This window comes from Streptomyces sp. NPDC001732, from assembly GCF_053596315.1.
In genome coordinates this window covers 1-23,571 of record NZ_JBSFFY010000049.1, presented here as the reverse complement: position 1 = coordinate 23,571, position 23,571 = coordinate 1, and the positions used below count along the sequence as shown (strand labels likewise).

Sequence of the window (23,571 nt, the reverse complement as noted above, 5' to 3'; positions counted from 1 at the left end):
CGGGTGACGAAACACATGCTTGCCGATGTCTCCAGTACTGTGGCGGGATTGTCGTGACTCACTTCAGGCGAGATCTTTACGGTGGTCGTGTCGTGGTCATCACGGGCGGTGCCACCGGAATCGGATTCGGTATGGCCCGCGAGTTCGGGCTGCACGGTGCACATGTGGTGCTGGCCTCGCGCAATGAGGAACGTCTGGAGGCCGCGCGGACCCGGCTCGCGGGGCTCGGCGTGAGCTGTGCCGTCGTGCCCTGCGACGTGCGCGACGAGGAAGCCGTGGCGCGGATGGTGGACGAGACGGTCGCCGAGTCCGGCGGCATCGACGTGCTCGTCAACAACGCCGCGGGCAACTTCTACTCACCGGCCGAGACCATGTCCAGCCGGTCCTTCCGTACGGTGATCGACATCGATCTGCTCGGCACGTTCCTCTGCACCCGTGCCGTGGTTCCGCACATGATCGAGCAGCGCTCGGGGGCCGTGCTCAACATCGTGATGACGGATCCGCACCGGGGGAGTGCCCACTTCTCCCACGCCGCGGCCGCCAAGTCCGGAGTGCTCGCGCTCACCACGAGCTGGGCGCGGGAGTGGGGCCGCCACAACATCAGGGTGAACGCGCTCGCTCCCGGCCCGACGCCCTCGAAGGCCGCCGTCGAGAACATGGCGGTGGGCCGGCCGGGCGTGCCGCCGTCCTTCGAGAAGCACCGCGGCCGCATCCCGCTGGGCCGTCTGGGGCAGCCCCAGGACTCCGCGCTCGCGGCCCTGTTCCTCTGCTCGGACGCCGCCTCCTACATCACGGGCGTGAATCTCGCCGTCGACGGCGGCATCTCCCTCCCCGTCATGACCAGCGAGATCGAGGACCCCGCGGCGGAGTGACGCCCGGGGCACGACGGAGGGCGGCGACGCCGTACCGGTGGTGGGACGGACCCATTCGCTCTACAAAGGAATCTGACTGTTTCGATGGTTGCTGACGAAGACGACCGCATAGCAGTGATCGGTCTGGCCGGCCGATTCCCCGGGGCACCCGACACGGCGGCCTACTGGGCGAACCTGGTGGCAGGAGAGGTGAGCCTCTCGCGCCTGACGGACGAGGGACTGCGCCGGGCAGGCGTTCCGGAGTCGAGTATTCAGGATCCGTCGTACGTCAAGTACGCCCCGCTGCTGGAGGACGCGGGCGACTTCGACGCACGCCTCTTCGGATTCACACCGCGCGAGGCCGAGTTGAGGGACCCTCAGCAGCGGATCTTCCTGGAGGTCGCCTACGCCGCCCTGGAGGACGCGGGCATCGACCCCCGGCGGCCGGAGTCCATCGGGGTGTTCGCGGGAGGCGTGACCAATCGCTACGCGGACCTGAACGTGCGGCGCAACGCCAAGGCCGTCCGGACGTACGGCGAGATCGGGATCCAGGCCGGCAACCACAACGACTACATCTCCACCATCGTCGCCTACAAATTGGACCTCCGGGGCCCGGCGTTCACCGTGGCCACGGCCTGCTCCACCTCGCTCCTGGCCGTGCACCTCGCCTGCCAGACCCTCCGGAACGGCGAGTGCGACGTGGCCCTGGCCGGCGGCGTGCAGCTGGAGATGCCGTACGGCGCCGGACACCGCTGGGTCCAGGGCGGCCTCTACTCGCGCGACGGCCGCTGCAGACCGTTCGACGCGGACGCGGACGGCACGATCTTCGGCAGCGGCGCCGGCGCGGTCGTCCTCAAACCCCTCGCGGACGCCCGGCGGGACAAGGACCGCGTCCTCGCCGTCATCCGCGGATCCGCCGTCAACAACGACGGCAACCGCAAGGCCGGTTTCACCGCTCCCAGCGTGGAGGGCCAGTTCGCCGCGGTCTTCGAGGCGCTGACCGTCTCCGGCGTGGACCCGGCCCACATGGGCTACGTGGAGGGGCACGGCACCGGCACCCCGGTCGGCGACCCCATCGAGGTGCAGGCACTCACCAGGGCGTACCGGGAGTTCACCGACCGGCGCGGCTACTGCCTGCTCTCCTCGGCCAAGGGCAACGTCGGCCACCTCGGCCCGGCCTCCGGTGTCACCGGCCTGATCAAGGCCGTACTCGCGGTCAACCGGGGGCTGATCCCGGGCACCGCGAACTTCACCGCTCCCAACCCCCTGATGGAGATCGCCGACACCCCCTTCACGGTCACCGCGGACACCGTTCCCTGGCCGGTTCCGGGACCGCGCTACGCGGGTGTCAGCTCGTTCGGCATCGGCGGCACCAACGTACACATGATCGTCGAGGGACCCCCGGCGGTCGAGACCACCCCGTCCTCCCGCCCCGCCCTCGTCCTGCCGCTGGCGGCCGCGTCGCCGGCCTCGCTCGCCGAGTCCGCGCGCCGGGTCGGCGAGCACCTCGTCACGGCCGGAGAGGACGCGGCCGACGTCGCCCACGCGCTCCGGCGCAGGCCGCTCCACCACACGCACCGGCTGGCCGTCGTCGGCGCCGACCCGGCCGAAACGGCGGAAGCCCTCGCCGAGTTGGCCGAACGCCCCGTGGAAGCACCGCCGAAGGCGGGCCCGCTCGTCTTCCTCTTCCCCGGACAGGGCGCCCAGCACCCGCGCATGGCCTCGGAGCTGTACGCCTGCGAACCGGTCTTCCGCGAGGCGTTCGAGGAGTGCCTCGCGGCTTTCGGCGAACCGGTCGCGGACGCCCTGCGCACCCACCTGCTCGCACCCGGCCCCGACGCGGAGGCCCTCGGCACGGAGCGGCTGCGCGCCACCGACCTCGCCCAGCCGGCCCTGTTCGCCGTCGAATGGGCCCTCACCCGGCTGTGGGCCTCCTGGAACGTCCGGCCCGAGGCGTTGATCGGCCACAGCATCGGGGAGATCGTCGCGGCGACCGTCTCAGGGGTGTTCGACCTCGCCTCGGCGGCCCGGCTCGTCGTACGCCGGGGGGAACTGCTCGCCCGGTCCCCGCGCGGCCGCATGGTCGCGGTGTCGATGTCCCGGACGCAGGCCGAGACGTTCCTCGCCCAGCACCCCGAGGTGTGGGTCGGTGCCGAGAACGGCCCCCGTGCCTGCGTGCTCTCCGGGGCGGCGGACGCCGTCGGCAAGGCCGTCGACGAACTCTCGGCCCGGGGCCAGCGGTCCGTGGAGCTCGAGGTCGACCGCGCCTTCCACACCCCCCTCACCCGGGACGCGGCGGACGAGCTCGCCCGCTTCGTCGCCACTCTGCCCCTCGGACACCCCACCATCCCCTGGGTCTCGAACGTGACCGGGCAGTGGATCGGCGACGAGGACGCCACGGACCCCGCCTACTGGGGACGGCAGATGCGCATGCCGGTCCGTTTCGGCGACGCGGTGGAGGCGGCCGCGGAACTCGACGGGCCGCTGCTCCTGGAGGTCGGCCCGGGACAGCTCACACCACTCGTACGACGCCAGGTGACGGGCTCCCGCGGCGGCCGGGCAGTGGCTTCGCTGCCCACGGGCAAGGAGACCACCGGCACGCTCAAGACCCTCTACCGCGCCGTGGCGAACCTCTGGCAGGCGGGCGTCGACGTCGACTGGGCGCAGCTCACCCGGGACGAACGGCGAGGGGGCGTCACCGTCCCCGGATACGTCTTCGACCGGCAGACCTACTGGATCCACCCCGACCCCGAGGAACCGCACGGGGCCTCTGGCCCCGCACCGGCCGCCCGCACCGCCGACGGCCCGAGCACGTCCGCCGACGACCCGGGCGAATCCGTCGACGACCGCGTCACCGTGCCGACCTGGGTGGAAGAGCCCGTGCCGGCGCCGGGACCCGAGGCGGTGGCCGGCCGCAGCTGGCTCGTCCTCTCCGACGAGGCCGTGCCGCGGCTCACCGAACGCCTCGGTGCGCAAGGAGCGGCGCACGTCACCGTGGTCGGCCCGGACGGGCAGTCGCCCGGTGGCCTGCCCGCCGCCGTCCGCGAGCAACTCCGCGACGGTGCCGAACCGCTGGAGATCCTGCACCTCTGGGCGTTCGGGAAACGGCCCGACGGACTGTCGGACGACCGGGCGGCCGAGCACTGGCTGGAACGGGGATACCGGCCTCTCCAACGTCTCCTCCTGGAGATCGGCAGACACGCTCCCGCGGACCGCCCGGTCCGGGTCACGAGTGTGGTGAGCGGACTGTGGGACGTCTCGGGGGCGGACACCGAACGCATCGAGCCCGGCAAGGCGCCGATCGCGGCCGTCCTCGACGTCGGGGCCAAGGAACGCGAAGCCCTGCGTACACGGGTCGTCGACCTGACACATGTGCCACCCGGCGGGCTCGACTCCGCCCTCGCCGCACAGTTCTGGCCCGAGATCGCGGACGACCGGGGCACGGGTGCCCTGCGGCGCGCCGTACGCGGCCACCGGCGGTGGATTCCGTCGTTCCGGCCCGTGGCGGAGGACCGGGTGCACGAGGCCGCCCCCGCGGTGGCGGCCGGTGACGTGTGGGTGATCACCGGAGGCCTCGGCGCCCTCGGCCTGGTCGCCGCCGAACGCCTCGCCCACCGCGCGCCGGTCACCCTGGTACTGCTGGGCCGCAGCGGTCTGCCCGACCGTGCGCAGTGGTCCCGGCCCGACGCGCTCGACGCCGGCACCCGCCGGGCCGTCGAGGCGGTGCTCCGCATGGAGGGTCTCGGAAGCACGGTCCTTCCGCTGGCCGTGGACGTGACCGACCGCGACCGGCTCCGCGAGGCCCTGGACCGGGTCCGCGAGAGCTCCGGACCGGTCACCGGCGTGGTGCACGCCGCGGGTGTCGCGGGCGGAGGGATGCTCGTGGTGAAGGACCCGGACGAGGCGGAGAAGGTGCTCCGCCCGAAGATCACCGGTGCCCTCCTCCTGGACGAGCTCCTCGGGGACGAGCCGGAGATCTTCGTGCTGTACTCCTCCGTGGCCGCCGTCACGGGACAGTTCGGCCTGGCCGACTACGCCGCGGCCAACGCCTTCCTCGACGCCTTCGCCCACGACCGGGACCGCCGCCGCCCCGGCAGGACCGTCTCGGTCAACTGGCCCTCGTGGGCCGGAGCGGGCATGGCGGTCGACGCGGTGGCGAAGCAGTCCAGGTTCCTGCGCGGTGCGGAGGAACAGCAGCGGAACGAACCCGTCCTCGTGCCGCTCCCCGACGGCCCGGCGGGGGAACGGTCGCTCCGCGCCCTGCTCACCCCCGCCTGCTGGCTCGTCGACGAGCACCGGCTGGGGGAGACGCCCGTCCTCCCGGGAACCGGGCACCTGGAACTCGTTCTCCGCGCCGCACGGACGTTCCTGCCGATGCCGATCGAGCTGACGGACGTCACGTTCACCGCCCCCGTGGCCGTACCCGGCGCCACGGAACTCACGATCACCTTCAGCGCCGAACCCGGCACGGAGGGCACCGCCTGGCGGTTCCGCACCGAGAGGGCCGACGGCGGGGACGGCGGACGCCGGGTCGCCCACGCCCAGGGGCGCGTTGCCGCGGCCGACGGCGGGGCGCCGCCCCGCCACGACCTCGCGGCGCTGCGCGCCACCCACACGCAACCCCTGGCGCCCCCGCGCCACAACGACGGTTCGGGGCTCATGACGGTGGGCCCGAGGTGGCTGAACGTGACGGACGTGCGGGGCGACGGCCACACCGCACTCGCAAAGATCGCCCTGCCGGCGGAGTTCCGCGAGGACTGCGCCGTGAACCTTCTGCACCCCGCGATGCTCGACTGCGCCACCGCGTTCGCCGTTCCCCTGCCGAACGACCGCAACGCACTGCCGTTCACCTACCGGCGGCTCGTCGCGCGCGGACCGCTGCCCGACCGGATCACCGCGCTGATCCGGGTGCGGCCGGACGGGCCCAAGGGCCTGCACCTGCGCGACGTGGCCCTGCTGGACGAGGAGGGGCGCGAAGTGGTCACGGTCGAGGGGTTCGCCCTGCGCGAGGTCGAACGGTCCATGGCGACCCGGGCCGTCCGGAACACCGTGAGGACGGCCGCCCCGGCGAGACCCGAGCCGACGCGCGGGGACCCGCCGGAGGCCGCCGACGCGGAGAACGACGAGACGTTCCTGGGCGTGGCCGAGGGCGGGCGGCTGTTCGAGGCGTTCACCGGCGCGGTGCTCGGCCCCCAGGTGGTCGTGGCGCCGGAGGGACTCGCCCGCAAACTGCGTCGTACCCACGAACTGACCATCTCGTCGGTGCGGCAGTCGGCACCGTCGCGGGCCGCGCGGACCGCCGAGGAAGCACCCCCGCCGAAGAGCGCGGACCCCACCGCCCCGGCCGTGGACGCGGGCGTGCGGCTCCTGTGGTCGGAGATCCTCGGCAGCCCCGGAGCGCCGGAGGACGACTTCTTCGAGACCGGGGGAGACAGCCTCGCGGCCGTCCAGCTCGTCGAACGGGTCAGGGAGGACCTGGGCGTGGAGCTGCCGATCTCCGCGCTCTTCGACCACCCCACCCTCGCGGAGTTCTCCGCGGCCGTCGAGGAGGCGCGGAACAGTGGCTGACCGGACGGGTGACCGGCCCGGACACCACGTCCCGCTCGCCGACGGAACCTTCGCCCTCTGGGACCAGGGCGTGCTCCGCACGGCGGGTATGCCGTTCGACTGGATCACCGGTCTCGAAGCGCCGGACCTGCCCCCGGCACCGGGTCCGGCTCCCCGTCCGGAGCCGGGCCCGGGGGCCGGGCACACGCCCGAGGAGTTCTCCGCCCACTTCGCGCGGGAGCTGCGCGTCACGGTCGAGCGGCTGCGCGAGACCGTCCGGCAGCCGCGGTTCCGCGAGGCCGTGGCGTGGCAGAACCCCAAACTGCTCGCGAGGTACGTGGACGCGTTCGCCGAGCGGCCGCTGCCCGACCGCCTCACCAAGAGCGACCGCAGGAAGGCGATGAGGCTCACCCGCTACCTGCAGCGGTACTGCACGAAGAACGAGACCATCGGCTTCTTCGGCCCCGTGGCCTGGGCACGGCTGAACGACGGCCACGGCCTGAGCGCGGCGCCGGGGGACCGGCTGCTGAGAAGCCGGTCGGTGCACTTCGAGAGCTGGGCCGTCGACGCCGTCGGCGCGGCGCTGACCAGGCGCTTCGAGCTGCGCCCCTGGCTCGCGCCGCGGCGCAACCCGTCCGTCGCGCTGGAGGGCGACACGGCCGTCGCGCCCCAGCGACAGCCGGTCCCCCTGGACGAGCTGTCCCTCGCGCTGCTCAACTCCGCCGACGGCACCCGCGCGGCCGTGACCCTGGCCGAGGAGGCCGCCTGGCTGGGGTTCGTCGACCCCGGGGCGCAGGACGAGGTCTTCGAACGGCTCGACGACCTCGCGAGGCGCAGGCTGCTGCGCTGGGACCTGACGCTGCCGCTCGGCTCCTGGCCCGAGCGCGACCTGTGCGCGCGCCTCGACGCGGTGGGGGACAGCCGGCTGCGGGACGGGGCCCGCTCGGAGGTGGACCGTCTGCTGGCGGCACGGGAAGCGACGCACGCGGCCGCGGGGGACGCCGATGCCGTGGTCCGGGCCGTCGAAGAACTCAACGCGGTGTTCGAAGAGGTGACGGACGTGCCGTCCTACCGGCGACCGGGGGAGTTCGCCGGCGGACGGACCCTCGTCTACGAGGACGCCCGACGCGACATCGACGTCCGGCTGGGCGGCGATCTGCTCGCGGGGCTCGGGGACGCCCTCGATCTCGTCCTGCGGTCGGCGCGGTGGCTGACCCACCGGGTCGCCGAGCACTGCCGCGAGGTCGCCGACCGGTGCTTCGACGAACTGCGGGCGCGCGGCGACGGGCGACCGGTCCGGCTGAGCGCTCTGACCCTGCTCCTGGGCCCCCACCTCATCGACGGAAAGGACCTGATCGCCGCCAGGGCCGGAGAAGAACTGCGGCAGGCCTGGTGGAACATCCTGGGACCCGAGTGCGGGGACGGCACGTCCCCGGTGCGGCTGACGTCGGCTGCCCTCCGTGCCCGGGTGCGGACGGCGTTCGACTGCCCGGGGCCCGGCTGGACCGCGGCGCGGTACCACAGCCCGGATCTCATGCTGGTGGCGTCCGACGCCGCACGGGCCACGGCGGACAACACGTTCTTCGTCCTCGGCGAACTGCATGCCGCCGTCAACACGTTGGAGAACCGGGTGTACGCCACTCAGCATCCGGACCCCGAAGCGCTGACCCGCCAGGTGGCGGGCGACGGCCTCCGCGGACGCATCGTGCCGATGCTCCCGAAGAGCTGGCGTGCCGTGACCTCACGGACCTTCCCGCCCCTGACCCATCTGCTGCCGGACTACACCTACTGGTCGATCGGCGACGACGCCGGGGGCGCGCCGGTGGACGACGTGCTGCCGGCCGGCGGCCTGCGCGTCGAGCGGCGCGGGGGCCGCCTGCGGGTGAGCGACCCGAGCGGTGCGTTCGACGCCGATCTCGTCGAGGTGCTCGGCGAGTTGCTGTCCATGGTGACCGTCGATGCCTTCGGCATGGTGCCGCCGCTGCCCCACCATCCGAGGATCATGGTGGACGACCTGGTCGTGGCGCGTGAGACCTGGCGCGTACCCGTCGCGGGGACCGGGCTGGGACAGGGGGGCGACGACGCCGCGAGATTCCTGGCGTACCAGCGGTTCGCGGACCGTCTCGGACTGCCGCGACGGGTGTTCGCACGCGTCAGCGGGGAGCGCAAGCCGGTGTACGTCGACCGGCGGAGCCCCTTGCTGATCACCTCGTTCCTGCATCTGGTGCGGAGGGCAGCCGAGGGGCCCGACGCGGAACTGACGGTCACCGAGATGCTTCCCGACCGGGAACACCTCTGGCTGCCGGACGCCGACGGCGACCGGTATACGAGCGAGTTCAGGCTCGTGGCTGTCGACCGGGCGGCGGCACCCTGATCGGTAGACTCTGGCGGGCCTGACGTCTCCCGTGCCTCGGCCGGGAGATGCTTCGAGCCCGTGCCGCGTCCGTGGAGGAATGATCTCAGTGTTGACCATGCAAGAAGCCCTACTGGTGCTGAACAAGTACTGGACCGAACACGGGTGTTTGGTTGTTCAGCCCATGAACACTGAGGTGGGTGCGGGAACGCTCAACCCCTCCACGTTCCTGCGGGTTCAGGGGCCGGAGCCGTGGCGCGTCGCGTACGTCGAGCCGAGTGTCCGTCCCGACGACTCCCGCTACGGGGAGAACCCCAACCGTCTGCAGACGCACACGCAGTACCAGGTGATCCTGAAGCCGGAGCCCGGGAACGCCCAGGAGCTGTTCCTCGGCAGCCTGCGCGCGCTGGGGATCGACACGGCGGCACACGACATCCGGTTCGTCGAGGACAACTGGGCCTCTCCCGCGCTCGGTGCCTGGGGCCTCGGCTGGGAGGTGTGGCTCGACGGGCTGGAGATCACCCAGTTCACCTACTTCCAGCAGGCCGGTGGCATCGCCCTGGACCCGGTGTCCGTCGAGATCACCTACGGCATCGAACGGATCCTGATGGCGCTTCAGGGCGTCAGCCATTTCAAGGATCTCGTGTACGCACCCGGCGTCACCTACGGCGAAGCCTTCGGCCAGGCCGAGTACGAGATGAGCCGCTACTACCTCGACGAAGCCGATCTGGACACCCAGCGGACGCTGTTCGAGACCTACGCGGGCGAAGCGCGCCGCATGCTCGACGCGCACCTGCCCGTGCCGGCGTACTCGTACGTCCTCAAGTGCTCGCACACCTTCAACGTGCTCGACGCGAGGGGTGCCATCTCCACCACCGAGCGGGCGCGTGCGTTCGCCCGGATGCGCGGTCTGGCCCACGAGGTCGCCGCGCTGTGGGTCGCCCGCCGCGAGGAGCTCGGCTTCCCCCTGGGCACGGGCTCGGGCCCCGCGGTGTCCGATGCCCCGGCAGCCGCACGCGCCGAGGCACCCGTTCCGGCCCCGGTCCCCGTCCCGGCCGAGGCACCCGCCCCGGCCGAGGTCCGGGCCGAGGCCCCGGCCCCCGACTCCGGTGCTTCTGCGCAGACCGCTTCGACGCCCGAGGGCTCCGCCGGGCAGGGGCCCGCGACGATGGTGCTGGAGATCGGCGTGGAGGAGATGCCGCCGGCCGAGGTCACCCGCACCTCGCAGGCGGTGCGGGACGCACTGACGGAGAAGCTGGCCACCACCCGGTTGGGCCACGGTGACATCGCCGTCTTCGCCAGCCCGCGTCGCGTCGTGGCCGTCGTCGAGGACGTGCACCCCCGCGAGGCGGACTACGAGCAGACGGTGCGCGGGCCCCGGGTCTCCGCCGCCTTCGACGCCGAGGGGAACCCCACGAAGGCGGTCATCGGCTTCGCGCGCAGCAACGGGGTGGAGCCGGCCGACCTCGGCCGTGTCTCCGTCGGGGCCAACGAACACGTCGCGCTCACCCGTCAGGTGGTCGGACGCCCGGCGGACGAGGTCCTCTCCGCCCTGCTTCCCGAGATCGTGACCGGCCTCCGCGCCGAGAAGAACATGCGGTGGAACGCCCCCAAGCTCGCCTTCACCCGTCCGATCCGCTGGATCACGGCCCTGCTGGGGGAGCAGGTCATCCCTTTCGCGGTGTCCACCCTGACGTCGGGGCGCACGACCCGGGTGCACCGTGACGTGGCCTCTCCGACGGTCGAGGTACCGACGGCCGACGCGTACCTCTCCCTTCTGGAGCAGCACGGCATCCTCGCGGACGCGGCCGAGCGCCGGCGGCTCGTGGTGGACGGCGCGACCCGGCTCGCCGCGGAGGTGGGCGGACGCATCGACGTGGAGCGGCACGGGGGACTGATCGACGAGATCACGAACCTCGTCGAGTCCCCGACCCCGATCCTGGGCGGCTTCGACCCGAAGTACCTCGCACTGCCCGTCGACATCCTCGTCACGGTCATGCGGAAGCACCAGCGCTACCTGCCCGTCGTGGACGAGCAGGGGAAGATGCTGCCGTACTTCGTGGCGGTGGCCAACGGAGCCTGCGACCACGACGTCGTCCGGCGCGGCAACGAGGCCGTGCTGCGCGCCCGGTACGAGGACGCCTCCTTCTTCTGGAAGGCGGACCTGGAGACGCCGCTGGGCGAGATGAAGGAGAAGATCCGCCTCCTCACGTTCGAGGAGCGGCTGGGCTCCATGGCGGACCGCGCGGACCGCATCTCGGCCGTCGCCCGTCGGCTCGCGGACGTGCTCGGCGTGTCCGGAGCGGATCGCGAGACGCTGGAGAGGGCGGCGTCCCTGACCAAGTTCGACCTCGGCTCCCAGATGGTCACGGAGCTGTCGAGCCTCGCGGGCATCATGGCGAGGGAGTACGCCTTCCGGGCGGGGGAGGGCGAGGCGGTGGCCCGTGCGCTCTTCGAGAACGAGCTTCCGCGCTCCGCCGGCGACGCACTGCCGGTCACGCTCCCGGGCGCGCTGCTGGCCCTGGCGGACCGCTTCGACCTGCTGGCCGGTCTCTTCGCGATCGGAGCCGAGCCCACGGGCAGCTCCGACCCCTTCGGCCTGCGGCGTTCCGCGCTGGGCACGGTCAACATCCTGCTCAGCCGTGGCGACCTCGCCGGTCTCACCATCCGTCATGGGCTGGCGATCGCGGCCGAACACCAGGTCGTCCCGGTCGACGAGAAGACCCTGGACGGCGCGGTGCAGTTCGTGCTGCGCCGCTTCGAGCAGCAGCTGATCGAGACGGGACACGCCACCACGGACGTACGGGCGGTACTGGTGCGGGCCGAGGCGCCATTGCTGGCCGCGCGCACCCTGGAGGAGCTGGAGAACCTGCGGGACGACGAGCGGTTCGGCACCGTTCTGACGGCGTTCCAGCGGGTCCGGCGCATCGTTCCGGCCGAGGTGGAAGCCGGGTACGACACCGCCCTGTTCGAGGAGCAGGCCGAGCACGCCCTGCACGTCGCGCTGAGCAAGAGCCGGCAGGTCCTCGACGGAGAGACCTCGCTCGTGCGCTTCAACGCGGAGACGGGCGAGCTGGTCGAGGCGGTGAACACCTTCTTCGACGACGTCCTGGTGATGGCCCCCGAGCCGCGCGTCCGGGCGAACAGGCTGGGCCTCCTCGCCGCCGTGCGCGACCTCGCGGAGGGCATCATCGACTGGGAGGCGCTCGTCTGACGGGGGACGCCTCCGGCCGACGAGAACAGGAAAGAGGCCTGCGCCCCGTCCCGCACGACTGCGGGACGGGGCGCAGGCCCTTTTCCGTATGCGGACACCGGCGCAATTCCGGTGGGAAAAAGGGGCTGCCGCAGGAATATACCGGCGGTAGACCGTGCGTGTGGCTCGGTATGTGAGGCTGATCCTCAGTGGTCAGAACGCATATGCAGAATGACCAGATCCTGCCCTCTCTTTAAGGAGGCTTTGGGATGCCCAAGCCACGCGAAAAGAAGGACAACCACCTGCTGTACGCCGATGCGGTCGCATCGCGGGGTAAGTCGGGCGTTTGGTTCGGCGAGCGCGAGGACTTCAAGTCCAAGCAGGTCAGCGTCATGGACGCGGTCAAGGAGCGGGTCGAGTGGGTTCCGGTTGAGAACGCCGTCATGGCGATCAGCCTTGACCCGCCCGGCATCGTGCTCATGGCGCCCAACCCGTCGCTGCCCGGCATCATCGTCCTCGCGGATGGTGCCACGGCTGAGAACACCGAGTATCTCAAGAAGCACTACACCGAGATCGTCCAGGGTGTTCTGAAGGACGCGGACATCGCGGAAGAAGAGTAATTCCTGCGCTAGTCACCACCCCTGTTGCGGTGTCCTCGGCACGTCGCGAAGACACCGCAACAGGTCCATTTGCTGTGCGATTAAAACGTCCGCATGGCTGGTTCCGCGTGCTTAGGAGGTCGCCATGACGAGCGATGTCGATCGACTCTGGAACAAGTATCTGCTTCTCGCGCAGGGGGACGAGGGCATCGTTTTTGACCCTGTCTCCCTGGAGAGTGCCAGTCTTACCGCCGACGAGATGAGGCGACTCGCCGCGAAGGAGCCCGAACTCCTCGCGGAGATGAAGGAGCTCGGCTTCTCCCCGGAGCCTTCGGCGGTGCCACAGCGCGAGCGCGTCCTCGACCGGGTCCGCGGTCTGGGGATGACGGGAACGCCGGCCCGTATCAGCGGCTACCGCATTGTGGTGACCGACACGTGCAACATGCACTGCACGTATTGCTTCGTCGACACCAACACGGGCGCGGACGACATCACCATTCCCGACCTGCGCGAGGGGCTCGAGTACCTCTTCGAGCAGAACGCCGGCCGGGACGAGGTCACCATTCAGTGGTTCGGCGGGGAGCCGACCACCCGGTTCGACCTGATGAAGTACGGCGACGAGTACAGCCTCGAACTCGCGGAGAAGCACGGGGTCGGGCGCGTCCAGTTCACCGTGGTCACCAACGGCGTCCTGCTCAAGGACGAGATGATCGACCACTTCAAGAAGTACAAGTACGGCGTCGGCGTCTCCTTCGACGGCCGTCCCGACGACAACAAGATCGAACGCTTCCTGCTCTCCGGGAAGCCGGCCGACGCACGGATCCACCGCAACATCCAGCGGTTGCTCGAAGCGGGCGTGCACGTGGGCTGCAACCTCACGCCCACGCCGACCAACGTGAGCGACCTGCCGAACACGGTGGAGTACGTCCTCTCGCTCGGCATCAACTTCATCTACGTCAACACACCGATCCCGATCTCGGGACGCTGGCACGTCGACGGCGAGGCGCTGACTCGCGCGGTCTTCCGGTCGCGACTGCTGGCGCTGTCCCAGGGCGCCATGCTCTTCTCCTCGCTGGACCGCATCTACCAGGCCCTGGACACCCGTCTGCCGAAGATGTACGAACACATCCAGCAGGACGGCGGCCTCAATGCCGCACTGCTCTCACGCGGCCGGATCTCGATCCTCGACCTCAACTGGCGGGACGACTCGTTCGTCTTCCCGATCAGTGAACTCCGGGAGAACCCCGAGCTGTTGGGACAGGCCGCCAAGAATCTGCTGCCGGCCCCGCAGTGCGGCGACTGTCCTGCCGCCGCCGTCTGCGGGGGGCCCTCCCGCAACGACGTGTCGCTCCGGAACAATGCCGAGCCGGATCCGCAGATGTGCGACTTCTTCCAGGTGGGTCTTCAGCTGGCCCTCACCGACCAGACGGGGCTGCAGTGACCGATCCGACCGCAGCACTTCAAGGAGTACTGGTCTCGACCGCCGACAACTGTGCGGTGAACTGCCGGTTCTGCTTCCGCGCCGACGTCGGCCGGGACGTCCTGGGCCTCGACACCTACGCCCGAGCCCTGTCGCGCCTTCGTGAGATCGGAATCGACGAGCTGTGCCTCTCCGGCGGGGAGCCGACCGATCACCCGGAGTTCGCCCGACTCGTCCGGGTGGCGCTGCAGTTCGGCTTCCGGGCGTCGGTGGTCACCGCCGCCCGGACCGGGCCGAGGCTCGACGCGCTTGCCGAGGTGGCGGGCATGCTCAGCCACGTCACCGTGTCCGCGGACAGCCGGAAGGCGGATGAACTGGGTCGCACCGGCCGGACCATCTCATCGACCGACAAGGTCTTCGAGGCGCTCGGGCACCGCCGGGCCAGCCTGCACGTCACGGCCTACGACCTGGGCGACGACGATCTGACCGAGATCGCGGCGGTGGTCGGGGCGGCGGGGGTGCCGGTCGAGGTCAGCCCCCTGCTGCCCTCACCGACGTTCCGTTTCGAGAATCCGAACCTTGCGCGCGACCTGGAGCTGATATCCACCTCGTTCGGCATGTCCGACCAGTTGCGCACGGTCGTGTCGGACTACCACGACTGGCTGCACGGTTCGGTGACACGGTCCTGCGAATCCGCACGGCTGTATCTGTCCGCCGACGGGTTCCTGCGCCGCTGTCCCTACGACAGGTCCGGGCAGGTGTCGGTCTCCGCCACGCGGCAGGAGATCCGCGACGCACTCGACCGGTCGTTCCGCACGCCGCCGACGACAGGACTCGCCTGCATGGCGATCTGCCGTTCGGACAACCAGGAGGGGTGAGTCGCTCATGACCATGACCGAGGGTCAGCCGGCCATCGTGGTGGGCACCATGCGGTGCTCGGGATCGTTCAACGGCCTGATGGTTCTGGGCCGCGACGCCGACGCAGGAGGCGAGTTCGTCCGGCGGGCGATCGCGAAGGGATTCGCAGCCTTCGACACATCTCCCATCTACGGCCGCGGGGCGGCGGAGGAAGACCTCGGCAACCACCTGCCCGACGACGCCGTCGTGTGGACCAAAGCAGGTGTCGACATCACCACGCCCCTGCCCACGCTCGACTACAGCCTCGAAGGGCTGGCCGCATCCCTGCAGGGCAGCCTGAAGCGGCTGCGGCGCGAGCGGGTCGACGTCGCCTTCGTGCACAACCCGGAACCGGCGCGGGTCTCGGACATCGACCTGGCCGGGTTCGCCCGGCACTGCGCGGAGACCGGGCACGCGGACCTCATCGGCGTCAGCGTGCTCCTGCCGGAGGTGAGCCTGCCGCAGATCGCCGGCCGGCTGCCGGCCGGCAGCCTGGTCATGTGCGAGGCGGACCAACTGGACCCCGAGGACACCGCCACGCTCGGACTGCTTCGCGACTACCGTCTCGTGGTGCGCAGCCTCTTCTCGGGCGGCTCACGGCTGCACACCGTGGCGCCCGGCCTGAAGACGGAGTCGATCTCCGCCAGGATCGCCGAGATATGCGAGATGTACGCCCCCGAGGCTGTCGTCATCGGCCCCCGGAACGTCGAGCAGCTGGACGACTATCCGGCCGGGCCGGCCCGGACGACGGCCGCCGGGAAGCGGCACTCGGCCGAGGAGACACATGCCGACGCTTGAGGACAGGGTGGCCCAGCAGCTCAGGGTGTTCGGGTTCGCCCGCATCGAACAGGCGGCGGCCGAGGTGATCGACGACCTGACGCGCGCGTTCGACCGGGTGGTCGAGCGCCCGGCCGGCGCCGTGCCGGAGGAGCGGGTGACCGCGTTCGACGTCCTCGCCGAGATGCCCGAACTCGGGCTCGTCACCGAATCGGAGTGGGTGCGCGCTGTCTGCCGGACGTTCTTCGAGCGAAATTTCCAGATCGTGACCAGCGACGCCAATCTGCTGGTCGGCGATTCGTACTGGCACTCCGACGGGTTCTACCAGACGCCCTTCCTGCGCTTCGTCCTGTACCTGGAGACCACCGAAGCCGAAACGGGGGCGCTGCGCTTCATCCCGGGATCGCACCGGGCCGACAACGGATGGCTGGGAGATCCGACACGGCACGTCATAAGGCACGAGAAGGACCTCGGCCTCGACGGCGGTGACGTACCGGGCGTCGTGGTCGAATCCCGGCCCGGTGATGTCATCGTCTTCGACACGAACGTCCTGCATTCCGCGTGGCACGGTGGTGTCAGGCGGCAGTTGGCATTCAACTGCGTCGGCGAACCGGTGACCGAAACCGAACGGCGCGACACGAACCGCTATTTCCTGAACCGCTACGTCTCCGGATCGGTGCCGATCGGATGAAACTCGCCCCCTTCTCAGTGACCGAGGCCGATGTCACCCACTTCAGGACGTTCGGCTTCCTGCATCTGCGCGGTATCCAGACGGACGCGGCACCGGCGATCGCCGAAGCCTTCGAAGGCGTCTTCGCCAAGGAACTCCCGTTGGTCGGCCGGCAGGGCCGTGCGGGAGTGACCCGTATCGCCGAGCGCAGCGACGTGCTCCAGGAGGCGCTGCTGGCCGACGACCGCTGCCCGCTGCTGGCACGTCGGCTGTTGGGCGGGAATGCCGCCTACGTCGGTGGTGACGGGGTCCGCTACGACGGTGCCACCTACTGGCACCGGGACGGCAACCACCGTGCTCTTCGGCTGCTCAAGATCGTCCAGTACCTGGAGCCGCTCGGCCCCGACACCGGAGCCCTCCGGTTCATGCCGGGCACGCACCGTCGGGGCGGCAGCTGGGACGACTTCGCCGCGGAGATGGAGAATCCGGCCCGCCATCTCGGCATGGAGCCGACCGAGGTGCCGTGCTTCGTCGTCGAATCCTCACCGGGTGACCTCATTGCCTTCGACCCGCATTCCTACCACGCGTCGTTCGGTGGTGCCGACAACCGACGCCAGATCACCACCACGTACGCCGCTGTTCCGGAATCGCCCGAAGGCCGGAGGGAATTGAGCGAGTACTTGCTTGCCGACCGGTCTGTGCTGTGAACCATGGATGAAGGGGACGGATTTGTGATGGACGAAGCGACGGACAGGGCCGGAATGCTGGCGCCCCACCGCGAACTGATCAGCAAGCTGCGGTGGGAGGCCCACAAGTGGCTGCACGATCAGGGTTATGCGGAGATCGTTCTGCCGTCGGTCTGGGCCCAGTCGGAGGAATACGGCGTCGAGGAGTTCTCGCTCCTGCACAGCAGGAAGTCCTCCGACCTGGACCTCAGATTGCTGCAGTCCCCCGAGTTCCCGCTCTTCAACGCGATGGCCGAGGGCGTGACGCGGAGTTACACGTTCGGCCGCTGCTACCGGTACGAGGCGGACGCGTCGTTCTCCGACGGAAACTACCTGATGGAGTTCGAGCAGCTGGTCTTCGCCCAGAGCGGCACCACGGTCGAGGAGATGGTGGCGCTGACGGATCAGCTGGTGATCCATCTGGCGAAGGCGTTGGGGATCGACCTCGACCGGCGGGAGTTCTTCCACCTCGGCCCCGGCGGGCTCGTGCCCGAGCACATCACCAACGGTCTGGCCGTCGAGTCCCTCGTGTTCCTCACCTTTCCCGAGGAGAGCACGCTCGCGCACCGCGACCAGTTGCTCAAGAGGCTCACGGACACCGGCGCCCGCTGCTTCGCACTGGACGAGTCCGCGGACGAGCCCGGCCCGCAGGCACTCGCCGCTCGGCAGCGGTATCTGATCGAAACGAATGACACCAACCGCGCAGTGGTCGAGGAGATCGTGCGGGAGGCGGCCGGTCCGGGCCTCGACGCCACCTGGAACATCTACCCGCCCTTCGGCTGGAGGCCGTCCGAGGTGACCGACTCGACCTACAAGGTGCGGTCGATCACCTCGCGCCGGAAGCGGGCCGCCGACGGCAGCGAATGCATAACCGACGCGGAGTTCTACCTGGGTGGTCTCGAGGTGATCCACATCCGCGGCTACGCGGACCACACCCAGTTCCTGGAGAACCTCCAGCACGCGGGTCTGCCGGATCTGCGCCGGCGCTACGAGTACCTGCTGCCCTCGCTGGAGAGGGCGCCCTCGGGGATGGTGGCCAGCTTCCTCGGGTGGGAGCGGCTCATCGCCGTCCTCCTGGGCCTCCCCTCCGCCTCCGACGTGCCCTACTTCCCGCGGGCCGGGAACGGAGCTCCTCGCTGGTGACCGCGATTCCACCGTCCCGGGAGACCGCCCCGCTGGAATGGCTCGACGGACTGCGGGAGTCCCGCGGTGTCGCCTGGGACGAGAGCACGAGCACCTGGTACGTGACCCGCTACGACGACGTGTACGCCCTGCTCGGGGACCCCCGGCTCGGGGCACAGGTCGAGACGTGGTGCCCACCCGGTCTGACGGAGGAGCAGCGGAAGACGTACTGGCGGGTGACGGAGTTCGTCGACCTCTGGCCGGTGTTCTCCGACCCGCCGCGCCACACCGGCATGCGGCGTCTGCTCCTCCCGCTGTTCACTCCCGCTGCCGTCGGCCGGGTCGTCGCCGCGCTGAAGGAGTCCGTCGCGGCGACGAGCCCCGGCACGCCGGGCGACCGGCTGTTCGAGGGGGTGGTGAGGCCCGCCCTCGCGGCAGGTCTCGCCCGTCTGATCGACGAGCCCGCGGAGACACTGGCAGAGCTCGCGGACTGTGCCACCCGGATCCTCGCCGTCGGACCGAGCGAGACGTACGACCCCCGGGTCGGCCTCGACGCCGAGCACGCGCTGGACGAGTTGACGGAGCACGTCGCACGGCGCTGCGGGGCGGGGCGGGGCGTCCTCGCCTCCGCGCTGGGCGACGCCATGGCGGAAGGGTCCTTGGACCTCCAGGACGCCACCGCGGTCTACGCCCAGCTCGTGACCGGGGCGCTGGAGCCCGCCGCGACAGCCGTCGCACGGTTGCTGGAGGAGGTGACAGGGCCGAAGGGCGAGTCGATCGACCTCACGGCGGGCCTCGACCCGGTGGTCGACGAAGCCCTGCGGCTGGCCACCCCCTTCCACCTGGCCATGCGGCGCGCACTGACCGACTTCACCCTGCACGGACACGTCGTACGGGCCGAGGCGCGGGTGGTGCTCGTGCTCGTGGCGGCCAACCGTGACCCGAGAAGGTTCGCGGACCCGCTGGCCTTCCGCCCCGACCGGACCGGAGCCCGCCATGTCGTGTTCGGACGGGGGCGGCACGCGTGTCTCGGGGCCGCGCTGACCCGGCATGTCATGAGGGAACTGGTCGTCGAACTCACCGCAGGAGGGGTACTGAAGGAACTCCCGCCGCTCAGCGCGGTGTGGAACGTGGACTTCGGCGGGCGATTCGTCCAGGACGTGGTGGTCGGGCAGCGTGTGTGACACGGACCGGAGAGAGGGCGCAGGTCGGCGATGCGGATGAAGGAAGCAAGGTACGGGACGTGGTCGTCCCCGGTCTCGGAGGAGCACGCAGCGCACAGCATCTTCCGGCTGGGCGACATCCAGGTCGACGGCGACGACGTCTACTGGGCGGAGGAACGGCCCGAGGAGGGTGGACGGATCGCTCTGGTGCGGCGCCGCCCGGACGGCCGCGTCGCCGATGTCGGTCCGCCCGAGCTGAGTGTCCGCAGCAGTGTGTACGAGTACGGCGGCGGCAGCTTCCTCGTGGACGACGGCACGGCCTACGTGGCGAGCGACGGCGATCTGCGGTTGTGGAGGTTCGGGGCGGACGGCGGGGAGGCACCCCTCACACCCGAGAACCGGTCCGTCCGCTACGCCGATCTCTCCATCGACCACAGCCGCGAGCGTCTGGTGTGTCTGGCCGAGGTGCACGGTGAAGGCGGGACGTACCCGGACCACCGTCTTGTGTCCGTGCCCCTGGGAGGAGGGGCAAAGGAGCCGGAAGTCCTGCTCCGGGGACGGGACTTCCTCTGCTCGCCACGGGTCGGCCCGGACGGGAAGCAACTGTGCTGGATCGAGTGGTCGGCGCCGAACATGCCCTGGGACGGCACCGAGCTGTGGCTCGCCGACCTGGACGGGGAAGGACGGCCCACCGGAGCCCGCAAGGTGGCCGGCGGACCCGCCGAGTCGGTGATCCAGCCGCAGTGGGGCCCGGACGGAATGCTCTACTTCGTGTCCGACCGGTCCGGATTCTGGAACATCCACCGGCTGTGTTCCGGGAGGTCCGAGCCCGTCACCGCCCTGAAGGCGGACTTCGGCCGCCCGCAGTGGGTGCTCCACCTCGTCAACTACGCGTTCCTCGACGCCACCACCATCGCCGCGGCCGGCTGCGACAACGGACGCTGGCGGCTCTACGTCGTCGACGTGCCGACGGCGACGGCGCGGGAAATCCCGCTCCCCCACACCGAGGCGGGATCGGTCGTCCGCTCCCGTCGCAGCCGGATCGTCCTTGATGCCGCCACGCCCTTCGCGCCCCGGTCGGTCGTCGAAGTCACCCCGGAAACCGGCGCGTTCGAGGTGCTCGGGCGTGTCCAGGCAGCAGACCCGATCGCCGAGGAATTCCTCTCGGAGCCCGAGCCGGTCTCCTTCACGGGCGGTGGAGGACAGACCTCGCACGCCTTCTTCTACCGGCCGCGCAACCCGGACTTCCGCGCCCCCGACGGTACGCTGCCCCCTCTGCTGGTCCGTGCGCACGGAGGGCCCACGGCGGCGTCGAGCCCCATGCTCGACTATTCCATCCAGTACTGGACGTCGCGGGGCATCGCCGTACTCGATGTGAACTACGGCGGCAGCTCCGGCTACGGGCGGGAGTACCGTGAGCGCCTGGTCGGGCGTTGGGGCGAGACGGACGCCCTGGACTGCGTCGCGGGCGCCGAGCACATGGTGGCCCTCGGGGAGGTGGATCCCGACGGCCTCGTCATCCAGGGGGCGAGCGCCGGTGGCTTCACCGTGCTCAACGCGCTTGCGTTCCACTCGACGTTCCATGTCGGCATCTGCTACTACGGAATTGCCGACCTCGTAGCCTTCGACCAGGGCACGCACAAATTCGAGTCGCACTACTGCGAACGTCTCGTGGGGCCGTACCCGGGAGCGAAGGACGTCTATCGGGAGCGGTCACCGCTGTACTCCGCGCATCGGGTGAGCAGTCCGGTGATCCTTTTCCAGGGACTGGCCGATCCCGTGGTGCCCGCCGACCAGTCCCGCGCCATGTACGAGGCGGTGCGTGAGAACGGTGTGCCTTGCGCCTATCTGGCCTTTGAAGGAGAGGAGCACGGTTTCCGGGAGGCCGACAACGTCCATCGGTGCATGCGCGCGGAGCTCTACTTCGTCGGGAGCGTTCTCGGGTTCACCGATGCTTTCTCCGACGCCGTGGTCAAGATCGAGAATATGGCCTGACGCGGCCGTGCGGTGAGATGACGGCCCCTGGCCCGGCAGGCGTCTTCGGGAAAGGGGCCCGGCCTCCTGGGAATACCTTCGACGGCTTCGGCGTCATCGGCGAGGATCGCCTGGTGCAGCGCCTGCAGCTGCCGTCCGGGGGGAATGCCCAGATCGTCGGCGAGGATCTGGTACGTCTCGCGATAGACGGCGAGGGCCTCGTGGCGCTGGCCGGACAGCCACAGGGCCAGCATGAGGTCGGCGCGCAGCCGTTCCTGGTGCGGATGGGCGGCGACGGTGGCCAGCAGCTCGGGGATGATCTCCACATGCCGGCCGATGATCAGCTGCGTCCGGAAGTACTCCATCAGCAGGCCCAGCCGGAGTTGATCCAGTCTGGCGGCTTCGGCCTGCATGACCGGTGTCTGCGCGAGGCCGCTCAAGGGCTTGCCGCGCCACAGCCGAATCGCCTCGTGGAACAGCTCGCCGGCCTGCTCGGGGTTGCCGTTCCGACGGCTCTCCTTGCCGAACTCCAGCAACCGCATGCATCGCTCCAGGTCCACTTGATCGGGAGCGGTCGAGAGCTGGTAGCCGTCCCCCGTCGTGGCCAGCCGGATGTGGCTCACCCTCTCGAACAACCTGCGCAGCCGGCTCACGTACAGCTGAACGTTCTTCCGCGCACTCGGCGGCGGCTGCGCGCCCCAGATGGCTTCGATGATGCTGCCGCTCGACACATGGCGGTTCGCATTCAGACACAGATGTGCAAGTAAGATCTGCGGCTTTGTCCCCCCTGGTGGCACCGGGAGGCCGGATATGTTGATTTCGAGCGGGCCGAGAATGTTCAGCTGCATGTGGGGCAATGCATTCTCGCTCTCATGGGATGCAGGGCAGCGAAGGAATGGGCGGCGGTGGGGTGGGCTGTGCGGGTCGCCGTGAGAGAGGAGCCGGGCAGGAAAGTCTGGAGGCGGCTGTGAATGCTGTGCTGCGGAATTTCGCTCGGTTAAGGAAAGAGCTGCGGCAGGGGCCCGAGTAAATTACACGCATGAATCACGGTGAAAACCTCTCCCTGATGCGACAAGGTGAATTCTTTTCACGAGCGTGGAGGGGGCGACTTTCGGGCCGGTGGAAGATGGGCAGCACTTTCTGACGGAAGTTACACAGTGATGTTGCATCCCGTCAAGATCATTGGATGAGACATCGACCCCGGGTAACTGCCGAGCAATCCGGAGGATTATTTTCCGGTTGCTGCCCTGGTGATGGGTCAAAGATTATTTCTGGCCGTTCTTGGATTGGTCGTCCCGGGCTGCGGCCGGAGGCGTGCGCAAGGTGCGGTCGATGGACGCGGGACGGATGCGCCGGGGCGTGAGGAGGTGTGCGGTGTACGGGACACCGTCCGGCGTGCGGTGACGTTCGGTTGCCCGGGGGAGGGGTGGGAGTGTCCTCAATCGTGCCGAATCAGCCGTCCGGGCGCCCTCGGTGCTCGACTCGCTGTGAAGAGTGGTCTCGGGGGCCGTGGGCGCGTCGGCCGCCGACATTTCCGTGCGGGGCGGGAGAGGGGCGGGGGTCCTGGCCCCGGATCCCTGGCCCGGGGTCTGCGGCGGTGTGCCATGTGGATGGTGCTGTTCCGGACGTTTCCGTACGGACCGGGTCCATGTGCGGTTCACTGCACGGCAGTTGGGGCCGCCCGAGGGTGGGCCCGTCTCGGGGACGACGGCTTTGCCCGACCGTTGCCGGGACGGCCTTGCCGCAACCGCTGGAAGCCGGGCACGGTGCAGGGCCGTGCACGCCCTGCGGGCCCGGCACGATCGGAGACCGGCTGCACCCGGCAGGGCGAACGGCTGCGGCCACGACGCACGTTTGGCGCACGGGTCCGTGTGCGCCGACGGGGGTGCCCCGTGAGGCGCGCTTCCTTCGCACCGGCCGGTTATCGCTCGTTTCCGGCGTCGCCGCACGTGGAATGCGCGACGATTCCGGAGCCGATGAAGTGGGGACGCCGACCTGTGAATCCATGGCTCGGACCGCTCGGTCCGTTTCTCTTCCCGCTTCTCGTCTCGCGACGAGCGTTTTCGAACGGGGACACCCATGCCCCGGACACATCCGCGCCCGGCTGCATCGGCCTCAAGCGCTGGGCGGTACAGGGCAGTATCGGCATTCACCGGAAATGGTGATCCCCGACCCGGCTCGATGGCTAAGGGCTGTCCCGTAATCCCCGGCGGGCGCGCGACGACAGCTACAGCACCTCGCTGCGTTGTCGGAACGTCCGAATACATCCAGTATGCGGAC

At 70.1% G+C, this 23,571-nt stretch carries 14 protein-coding genes; 13 read left to right on the top strand and 1 reads right to left on the bottom strand.

Annotation, left to right across the window (positions count from 1 at the left end; translation table 11 throughout):
• The first annotated feature begins 92 nt into the window (after positions 1–92).
• The 13 genes from ACWCXX_RS31040 to ACWCXX_RS30980 all read left to right on the top strand — a co-directional run bounded on the left by ACWCXX_RS31040 (position 93) and on the right by ACWCXX_RS30980 (position 21,312).
• On the top strand, positions 93–872 hold the full coding sequence (locus ACWCXX_RS31040) for an SDR family oxidoreductase (RefSeq protein ID WP_451133029.1): 780 nt from the start codon (positions 93–95) through the stop codon (positions 870–872).
• Between the two features lie 84 nt (positions 873–956).
• The gene (locus ACWCXX_RS31035; protein ID WP_451133027.1) at positions 957–6,419 is read left to right on the top strand and encodes an SDR family NAD(P)-dependent oxidoreductase; all 5,463 of its coding nucleotides are present in this window, start codon (positions 957–959) and stop codon (positions 6,417–6,419) included.
• A complete protein-coding gene (locus tag ACWCXX_RS31030) occupies positions 6,412–8,772 on the top strand; it encodes a lantibiotic dehydratase (RefSeq protein ID WP_451133025.1) in 2,361 nt (786 codons plus the stop codon). The genes ACWCXX_RS31035 and ACWCXX_RS31030 overlap by 8 nt, the downstream gene beginning before the upstream one ends.
• A 79-nt stretch (positions 8,773–8,851) precedes the next feature.
• Positions 8,852–11,965, top strand: a complete 3,114-nt coding sequence (locus tag ACWCXX_RS31025) for a glycine--tRNA ligase (protein ID WP_451133023.1) — start codon at positions 8,852–8,854, stop codon at positions 11,963–11,965.
• 248 nt (positions 11,966–12,213) lie between these two features.
• Positions 12,214–12,564: a hypothetical protein gene (locus ACWCXX_RS31020; RefSeq protein ID WP_451133021.1), complete on the top strand. Its 351-nt coding sequence runs from the start codon at positions 12,214–12,216 to the stop codon at positions 12,562–12,564.
• A 124-nt stretch (positions 12,565–12,688) separates the two neighbouring features.
• Positions 12,689–13,984, top strand: coding sequence for a radical SAM protein (locus ACWCXX_RS31015; protein ID WP_451133019.1), 1,296 nt, complete (start codon positions 12,689–12,691; stop codon positions 13,982–13,984).
• Positions 13,981–14,841, top strand: coding sequence for a radical SAM protein (locus tag ACWCXX_RS31010; protein ID WP_451133017.1), 861 nt, complete (start codon positions 13,981–13,983; stop codon positions 14,839–14,841). Before ACWCXX_RS31015 ends, ACWCXX_RS31010 begins: the two co-directional genes overlap by 4 nt.
• A gap of 7 nt (positions 14,842–14,848) precedes the next feature.
• Positions 14,849–15,658, top strand: coding sequence for an aldo/keto reductase (locus tag ACWCXX_RS31005; RefSeq protein WP_451133015.1), 810 nt, complete (start codon positions 14,849–14,851; stop codon positions 15,656–15,658).
• A 64-nt stretch (positions 15,659–15,722) separates the two neighbouring features.
• Positions 15,723–16,328, top strand: a complete 606-nt coding sequence (locus ACWCXX_RS31000; RefSeq protein WP_451133013.1) for a phytanoyl-CoA dioxygenase family protein — start codon at positions 15,723–15,725, stop codon at positions 16,326–16,328.
• Positions 16,325–17,014 (top strand): phytanoyl-CoA dioxygenase family protein, encoded by a 690-nt coding sequence (locus ACWCXX_RS30995; RefSeq protein ID WP_451133011.1) that lies wholly within the window; start codon positions 16,325–16,327, stop codon positions 17,012–17,014. Before ACWCXX_RS31000 ends, ACWCXX_RS30995 begins: the two co-directional genes overlap by 4 nt.
• 27 nt (positions 17,015–17,041) lie before the next feature.
• A complete protein-coding gene (locus ACWCXX_RS30990; protein ID WP_451133009.1) occupies positions 17,042–18,175 on the top strand; it encodes an amino acid--tRNA ligase-related protein in 1,134 nt (377 codons plus the stop codon).
• Positions 18,172–19,338 carry a cytochrome P450 gene (locus tag ACWCXX_RS30985; protein WP_451133007.1) on the top strand — a complete coding sequence of 389 codons (1,167 nt, stop codon included), beginning with the start codon at positions 18,172–18,174 and terminating at the stop codon, positions 19,336–19,338. The genes ACWCXX_RS30990 and ACWCXX_RS30985 overlap by 4 nt, the downstream gene beginning before the upstream one ends.
• Positions 19,339–19,374: 36 nt before the next feature.
• The gene (locus ACWCXX_RS30980; RefSeq protein WP_451133005.1) at positions 19,375–21,312 is read left to right on the top strand and encodes a prolyl oligopeptidase family serine peptidase; all 1,938 of its coding nucleotides are present in this window, start codon (positions 19,375–19,377) and stop codon (positions 21,310–21,312) included.
• Here ACWCXX_RS30980 and ACWCXX_RS30975 read toward each other — a convergent pair.
• Complete coding sequence (locus tag ACWCXX_RS30975) at positions 21,237–22,139, bottom strand: AfsR/SARP family transcriptional regulator (protein ID WP_451133003.1); 903 nt, start codon at positions 22,137–22,139, stop codon at positions 21,237–21,239. The genes ACWCXX_RS30980 and ACWCXX_RS30975 overlap by 76 nt on opposite strands.
• Positions 22,140–23,571: the final 1,432 nt, after the last annotated feature.

Coding starts and splice junctions, on each gene's coding strand:
- ACWCXX_RS31035 (WP_451133027.1), top strand. CDS start 957: ATGGTTGCTGACGAAGACGACCGCATAGCAGTGATCGGTCTGGCCGGC.
- ACWCXX_RS31025 (WP_451133023.1), top strand. CDS start 8,852: ATGATCTCAGTGTTGACCATGCAAGAAGCCCTACTGGTGCTGAACAAG.
- ACWCXX_RS31020 (WP_451133021.1), top strand. CDS start 12,214: ATGCCCAAGCCACGCGAAAAGAAGGACAACCACCTGCTGTACGCCGAT.
- ACWCXX_RS31015 (WP_451133019.1), top strand. CDS start 12,689: ATGACGAGCGATGTCGATCGACTCTGGAACAAGTATCTGCTTCTCGCG.
- ACWCXX_RS31005 (WP_451133015.1), top strand. CDS start 14,849: ATGACCATGACCGAGGGTCAGCCGGCCATCGTGGTGGGCACCATGCGG.
- ACWCXX_RS30995 (WP_451133011.1), top strand. CDS start 16,325: ATGAAACTCGCCCCCTTCTCAGTGACCGAGGCCGATGTCACCCACTTC.
- ACWCXX_RS30990 (WP_451133009.1), top strand. CDS start 17,042: ATGGACGAAGCGACGGACAGGGCCGGAATGCTGGCGCCCCACCGCGAA.
- ACWCXX_RS30980 (WP_451133005.1), top strand. CDS start 19,375: ATGAAGGAAGCAAGGTACGGGACGTGGTCGTCCCCGGTCTCGGAGGAG.
- ACWCXX_RS30975 (WP_451133003.1), bottom strand. CDS start 22,139: ATGCAGCTGAACATTCTCGGCCCGCTCGAAATCAACATATCCGGCCTC.